Origin of the sequence: Aquibium carbonis (assembly GCF_003970795.1) — a bacterium.
Taxonomy (GTDB): domain Bacteria; phylum Pseudomonadota; class Alphaproteobacteria; order Rhizobiales; family Rhizobiaceae; genus Aquibium; species Aquibium carbonis.
Window position 1 is genome coordinate 1 of sequence record NZ_RWKW01000083.1, and the last position, 6,079, is coordinate 6,079.

At 67.9% G+C, this 6,079-nt stretch carries 7 protein-coding genes; 3 read left to right on the forward strand and 4 right to left on the reverse strand.

What is annotated here, in order from left to right; all coding sequences use genetic code 11:
- The coding region (locus EJC49_RS19570; protein ID WP_280960055.1) for a citrate/2-methylcitrate synthase at positions 1-383 on the reverse strand (383 nt) is incomplete at its 3' end.
- Between the two features lie 76 nt (positions 384-459).
- Here EJC49_RS19570 and EJC49_RS19575 point away from each other — a divergent pair.
- A complete protein-coding gene (locus EJC49_RS19575; RefSeq protein ID WP_126701625.1) occupies positions 460-1,659 on the forward strand; it encodes a citrate/2-methylcitrate synthase in 1,200 nt (399 codons plus the stop codon).
- Between the two features lie 9 nt (positions 1,660-1,668).
- On the opposite strand, the gene EJC49_RS19580 is transcribed toward EJC49_RS19575, so the two are convergent.
- The gene (locus EJC49_RS19580) at positions 1,669-2,868 is read right to left on the reverse strand and encodes an aromatic ring-hydroxylating oxygenase subunit alpha (protein WP_126701626.1); all 1,200 of its coding nucleotides are present in this window, start codon (positions 2,866-2,868) and stop codon (positions 1,669-1,671) included.
- Between the two features lie 163 nt (positions 2,869-3,031).
- Here EJC49_RS19580 and EJC49_RS19585 point away from each other — a divergent pair, with 163 nt between their 5' ends.
- Both EJC49_RS19585 and EJC49_RS19590 read left to right on the forward strand, forming a co-directional pair.
- The gene (locus EJC49_RS19585; protein ID WP_126701627.1) at positions 3,032-3,499 is read left to right on the forward strand and encodes a hypothetical protein; all 468 of its coding nucleotides are present in this window, start codon (positions 3,032-3,034) and stop codon (positions 3,497-3,499) included.
- A gap of 24 nt (positions 3,500-3,523) precedes the next feature.
- Positions 3,524-3,703 carry a hypothetical protein gene (locus tag EJC49_RS19590; RefSeq protein ID WP_126701628.1) on the forward strand — a complete coding sequence of 60 codons (180 nt, stop codon included), beginning with the start codon at positions 3,524-3,526 and terminating at the stop codon, positions 3,701-3,703.
- 156 nt (positions 3,704-3,859) lie between these two features.
- Here EJC49_RS19590 and EJC49_RS19595 read toward each other — a convergent pair whose 3' ends face one another.
- Together EJC49_RS19595 and EJC49_RS19600 are read right to left on the reverse strand one after the other, a co-directional pair.
- A complete protein-coding gene (locus EJC49_RS19595) occupies positions 3,860-4,198 on the reverse strand; it encodes a c-type cytochrome (RefSeq protein WP_126701629.1) in 339 nt (112 codons plus the stop codon).
- A 53-nt stretch (positions 4,199-4,251) separates the two neighbouring features.
- Positions 4,252-6,078 (reverse strand): PHA/PHB synthase family protein, encoded by a 1,827-nt coding sequence (locus EJC49_RS19600; RefSeq protein ID WP_425358833.1) that lies wholly within the window; start codon positions 6,076-6,078, stop codon positions 4,252-4,254.
- Position 6,079 lies beyond the last annotated feature (1 nt).

Consider the following 6,079-nt stretch of genomic DNA (forward strand, 5'->3'; position numbering starts at 1 on the left):
GCCGCCGCGATGACCGGCATGGCACCGACCAGCACGGCCTCGTCGGGAAGGCCGCCGACGGGTCCGAGCGCCGCGACGCCGGCACGAACGCCGGCGACCACCGGCAGCCCCTCCGCCGCCGCCAGGATCGCCGGGAGACGCTCGAAGGTGCGCGCCCGCGCGACACCGAGGGAATGGCGAACGGTGGCTTCGCCGATCGGCGAGCCGCTCGCGAGCGACCACAGCCGCGCGGTCAGGCCTTCGAAGGAAAGCTGGCCGGCGAGGTCGTCGACCTGTGCGCCCGCGATGATCAACCGGCCTTCGGCGCCATCGACGTGGGACAGCGCGGTGGCGGCGGCAACGACGCCGTCGAGGCCGGCGGGCGGTCTGGAATGAAGGGTCATGTCGGTCTCCTTTGTGCTTTCGCAGCGAAGGTGAGACCTCTTTCCATATTGATCAATCTTGATTAGCTTGATCAACATGGAAAAAATCGATCAGGCGCTTTATCTCTCCGCTCGGGAGGCGGCCGGCGAACTGGGCGTCTCGCCCGCGACGCTCTACGCCTATGTCAGCCGCGGGATGATCCGCTCCGAGCCTTCGGCCGAGACGCGGACCCGGCGCTACCGGGCCGAGGACGTTCGCGCGCTGAAAGGACGTCGCGCGCCCTTCGGCGCGCCGCGCGGCAGCGACGCCGATGCACCCGTTCTCGACACGGCCGTGTCGACGATCACCGAGGCCGGCCCCATCTATCGCGGCGTCCCGGCGGTCGCGCTGGCCGAAGACGGGAGCCTCGAACAGGCCGCCACGCTGCTGTGGGGCTTCGATGCGGCGGACCCGTTCAGCCCGGCGAACATGCCGGTGGTCAGCGATGCCATGCGCGCCGTCGGCGCGGCGGCGAAGACGGCAGGTCCGCTGTCGCGCGCCATCGCGGTCCTGGCGCTGGCCGGCGAAACCGATCCGCGCGCCTTCAACCGCGCGCCGCTCGGTCGCGCGCAGACCGGCGCGCGTGTCATGCGCCTGGTCGCTTCTGCCGTGCTCGACGCGCCGCCATCCGCCCGCCCCCTGCACGAGCAGGTCGCGGGTGCCTGGGCGCCCGGCAACGCCAAGGCACGCGCGCTGCTGCGCCGCGCGCTCGTGTTGCTTGCCGATCACGAGCTCAACGCGTCATCCTTCACGGTGCGTTGCGCGGCGTCGACCGGCCTCAACCTCTATGACGCGGCGATTGCCGGCCTCGCGGCGCTGAAGGGGCCGCGCCATGGCGGCGCCGGGCCGCTCGCCGCCCAGATGGTCGCCGATCTGGCGGAGGGCGACATGGGCGCCAAGATCCGCGACCGGGTGGCGCTCGGCCATGCGGTGCCCGGCTTCGGCCATGCGGTCTACCGCGACGGCGATCCGCGCGCCGAGGCGCTGCTGTCCGCCCTCGCCGGAGCGGGCGCCGACCGGCGTCTGGCCATCGAGGCGCCGGCATCGATCACGGAAGCGACGGGGCTGCATCCGAACATCGATTTCGCGCTGGCCGTGCTGATGCGCACGCTCGCGCTGCCGATCGGCCATGAAACCGCGCTCTTTGCCATCGCGCGGACGGCGGGCTGGATCGCCCATGCCATCGAGCAACTGGAGACGGAGACGCTGATCCGGCCGCGCGCCCGCTACGTGGGCCCTGCTCCCTCGCGCGGGTGACCGCGCCCGTCAGCCGCGGCTGAGCAGCGCCTCGTTGAGGTTCCAGACGTCCTTCTCTTCCGGCGCCGTTTCCAGCGACATCACCGGCAGCATCTTCCTGAGGTGATCGTGGTGGGTGCGCACGCCATATTCGAGGTCGGACAGGTAGAAGCCTTCGAAGGCGTTGGACTGCATGGATTCGTTGGACCATTCCGACAGCTGGACGTCCTCGGCCATCGTGTCGCGGTCGATGCGGAAGGCGAGATAGCGGGCGGCGGCCTGTTCGCGGCTCTCGTCGGCATAGCGGTAGATCGCCCCGCGCAGCAAGGTCTCGCCGGTCGACAGCGGGAACTCCTGATAGAACTGCGCCGTCTCCGGCGTGACCGCGATGACGGCATTGGGAAAGATGCCGTAATAGATCCAGGCGGTTTTCAGCTCCTCGGGCAAATGAGCCGGCCGGGGCGCGATGCGGACATAATTGCGAACGCTCCAGCGGCGGCCGGCATGGGGATTGTAGGTTGCCCAGGACCGCGACACGCCGTTGATGAAGGGCTCGTCGAAATAGGTGGCGCCGTAAAGGTCCTGCAGCGCCGGATGCGCCATGGCGACGTGGTAGCCTTCATTGTCGACGTCGCGCACCGACTTCCAGTTCACCTGCGAGGTCTGCGTCCAGATTCCCCAGGACGGCACCATCTCGCCGATCCGGTAATGGCTGATCTCCTGTTCCACCGAAGACATGAGTTCGGCCACGGATGGCTGGGGTCCCTGACGGAAGCGGACGAAGAGGAAGCCCATCCAGATTTCGAGATCGATCGGCTTCAGGCCGAATTCCACCTTGTCGAGCTCCGGAAAGGTCAACGGACGCGCCGCGCCGCGCAGCGTGCCATCGAGATTGTAGACCCAGCCGTGGAACGGGCAGACGAGCGCGCCCTTGCAGTTGCCCTGGCTGTCGGCGACCACACGGCTGCCGCGATGCCGGCACAGATTGTGGAAGGCGCGCACCACGCCATCCTTGCCCCGGACCACCAGCGCCCGCTCCCCCACCACGTCCATCGCCAGATAGTCGCCCGGGTCCGGCACGTCGGAGACATGGCCGACGATCTGCCAGTGACTGCGGAAAACCTGCTCCTTCTCGAGCTCCAGAAGGGCCGGACTGTGATAGGTCCAGCCGGGAAGGCCGCGCCTGTCCCACCCGTTCGGAATGGCCACGTCGCGCAGGGGACCGTTCACGAGCCGTCTCCAAATTGTTGAATGTTCATTCAATATAGCCACAAAAGTCGTTCTCTAGCAACATCTTAGTCGATCAGCGAGGAGAGCTGGCGGATGCGCGCGCGGGAAAGCGCTGGAATACCGGAGGGTTAGTCGCCGCCGCACCGTCCGGCGTCATGCAACCTTGCGGCTGCATCCGCATTTCAGGCTGAAATGCATCTGTGAATTTTTCGGCAGTCTGGTCTGGCGCCGCGTGTTTCAAGGGATCAGCGTCCAGAACAAGACCGAGGCAACGACGATGACCCAGAATCAAGCCATTCACGCGCAGCCGGCCACCCTGGCGGCCCTGTCCGTCCCCGCCCTGCGCCGCCGCGCCGCCGAACATCCGATGGGACTGTTTTCGGTCGTGGCGACCGTCGCGATCCTGTCGATCGCCACGCCGTGGCAGGCGGCCGGACCGTCGCCCGCCGCAGCGCCGGTGGCACCGCGCGGCGCGGCCGGCGACGACGAGCGCAAGCCGGTCAGGAGCGAGATCGACCTCGCCTGCGATGGTCAGGTGTGGGGCCGCGAAACGCCCGTCTGCCTGCTGGCCATCGCCAGGGAAGGAGGAAAAGAGTTCCCCGCCAGAATTAGGACAATATCTGGCGCTTGAGTGACGCTACTGGAGGAATCGAAGATGACGAAGCTTCGTGAACAAATACCTTACAGCGCCTACGAGGCGGCCCGCGCCGCCTGCGAAGCCATGAAAGCCGGTCGCCAGCTGGATGGCGATGCGCGTTTCGACCGGTTTGCGCCGGTGCGCGGCGTCTCGCGCCCAGACCGCGACGACGACGTGGTGGTGATGACCATCAACTGACGACGCCTGCGCGACGCCTTTCGGCGTTGCGGCGCATGCGGCCGACCCGCCGCCGACCGGCGGCACGCTCCAGCGCCGGCCTTGCGCCCGACGATCTCCCATCATACCCGATCCTGCCACCACCCGGCGCGAAGCGCACCGTGTCACCGTCGACCGCTACGGCTGAAGCGTGTCGAGATACGCGATGATGGCGCCGATCTGCGCGGGCGACGCGACGAATTCCGGCATGTCGGGATGGCCGGTCGAAATTCCCTCGACGAAGGCTTCCTCCAGCGCATCGAGCGGGTATCGCTCGGACAGCGTGCGAAAGGCGGGCGCTTCCGGATGGGTGCTTTCGTCGCTCGTGCCGATCGCATGGCAACCCGCGCAATTGGCTTCGACCAGTTGCCGCCCGTAGGCCTGCTCCGCATCCTCCGCCGATGCGCCGCCCGCGGTGACGCCAGCGAGCAGCGAACCGAGGAACAATGCGGCGAGACGAAACCCTGGCGTCTTCATGATCGAACTCCCATTGCCGTGTTCTAGAAAATGCGGGTGACTGGCCGGCTTCGTCACGGCTGCAGCACATAGTGGCCGGGGGCGGCGCAGAGCGGCGCGTAGCCCGCATCGGCGCGTCCCATCGGCGGCGGGGCAACCTCGCCGCTGGAATGCCGGTCGAGCCAGTCCGTCCAGGCCGGCCACCATGATCCAGGCTGTTTCGGCGCCGAGGCCGTCCAGCCGTCGGGATCGGGATGCGGCTGGCCATCGCGATGGCTGAGCAGGCGGTAGACGCGGCCGGGATGCCCCGGTTCCGAGACGATGCCGGCATTGTGCCCGCCATTGGTCAGCACGAAATCGATGTCGGTGTTCAGCAGATGAACCAGCTTGAACACCGACCGCCAGGGCGCGACGTGGTCGGTCTCGGTCGCCACGGCGAAAGTCGGCACGCGAATGTCTTCCAGATGGATGGCGCGCCCGCCGACCCTGAAGCGGCCCTGGGCCAGATCGTTGTTCAGGAAGAACTGGCGCAGATAATCCGCGTGCATCCGATAGGGCATCCGGGTGCTGTCGGCATTCCAGGCCATCAGGTCGTTGAGCTCGGGCCGATCACCGAGCAGGTAGCGGCTCACCAGACGCGACCAGACCAGATCCTGGGAGCGCAGCATGCGGAAGGCGCCGGCCATGCGGCGCTGGTCCAGGTATCCCTCGCTCCACATGACGTCCTCGAGCAGCGCGAGCTGGCTCTCGTCGATGAACAGGCCGATTTCGCCCGGTTCGTCGAAATCGACCTGCGCGGCAAACAGCGACAGGCTGGCGAGGCGGTCGTCGCCGTCGCGGGCCATCGCGGCGGCCGCGACCGACAGGAGGGTTCCGCCGAGGCAGTAGCCGACGCCGTGGATCGTCGCGCTGCCGGTTATCGCCTGCACGGCGTCGAGCGCCGCCATCGGTCCCAGGCGACGATAGTCGTCGAAGGACACGTCGCGCTGCTCGCGACCCGGATTGCGCCAGGAGATGCAGAACACCGTGTGGCCCTGTCCGACGAGGTGACGGATCAGCGAGTTTTCCGGCGACAGATCGAGGATGTAGTACTTCATGATCCAGGCCGGGACGATCAGGATTGGTTCCGCCTTCACCGTTCCGGTGGCGGGCCGGTACTGGATCAGTTCGATCAGCTCGTTGCGGAAGACCACCTCGCCCGGCGTCACCGCGACCTCGTGGCCTGGCCGGAAGGCGTCGGATGCGCCGTCCGGGGGGCCATCGAGGTGATCGGTCAGATCGGCCAGCAGGTTCTGGAAGCCGGCGACGAAATTGGCGCCGCCCTCCTGCATCGTCCGCTCGATCACTTCGGGATTGGTGGCGGGAAAGTTCGACGGCGAGACCATGTCCAGGACCTGGCGGCTGTAGAACTCCACCAGCCGCTCGTGCTTGCCGGAGACGCCGGCGATGCCCGTGGTTGCATTGTGCCACCATTGCTGCCAGAGCAGGAAGGACTGGCTGAAGGCGCTGAACGGCAGCGACTGCCAGCCGGGATGCGCGAAGCGCCGGTCCTGCGGCAGCGGCGTGATGCACGCCGCGCGGCCGTCCGCGGCCGCCGCGCTGGCGGCGAGGAAGCCGCGGAAACGCTGGATCTTCTCCAGCCCCTTCAAGGCGAGTTCCGCCTGCTTGCCCGGCGCCAGCGACAGATGCAGCAGCCAGTCCTGCCATGCGGCGAGCAGGCTGATCGGCGACATGCCCATCGATGAACTCGCCAGCATGGCGTGATGAAAGCGATCGAGGTCGCGGAAGACGTCGCGGTTGCCAGGGGCGCGCGCGGCATCGACGGGGCTCGTTTCGGCCGCCGGCCGCCTTGCGGTCGCCCCCGGCGCAACCCGGTGGCGCGTGTCCGCGGGCGCCCGCACG

Excerpts from the sequence above, each read along its gene's own strand:
- EJC49_RS19595 (WP_126701629.1), bottom strand. The coding sequence starts at position 4,198 with ATGAAGACGCCAGGGTTTCGTCTCGCCGCATTGTTCCTCGGTTCGCTG.
- EJC49_RS19575 (WP_126701625.1), top strand. The coding sequence starts at position 460 with ATGGAAAAAATCGATCAGGCGCTTTATCTCTCCGCTCGGGAGGCGGCC.
- EJC49_RS19590 (WP_126701628.1), top strand. The coding sequence starts at position 3,524 with ATGACGAAGCTTCGTGAACAAATACCTTACAGCGCCTACGAGGCGGCC.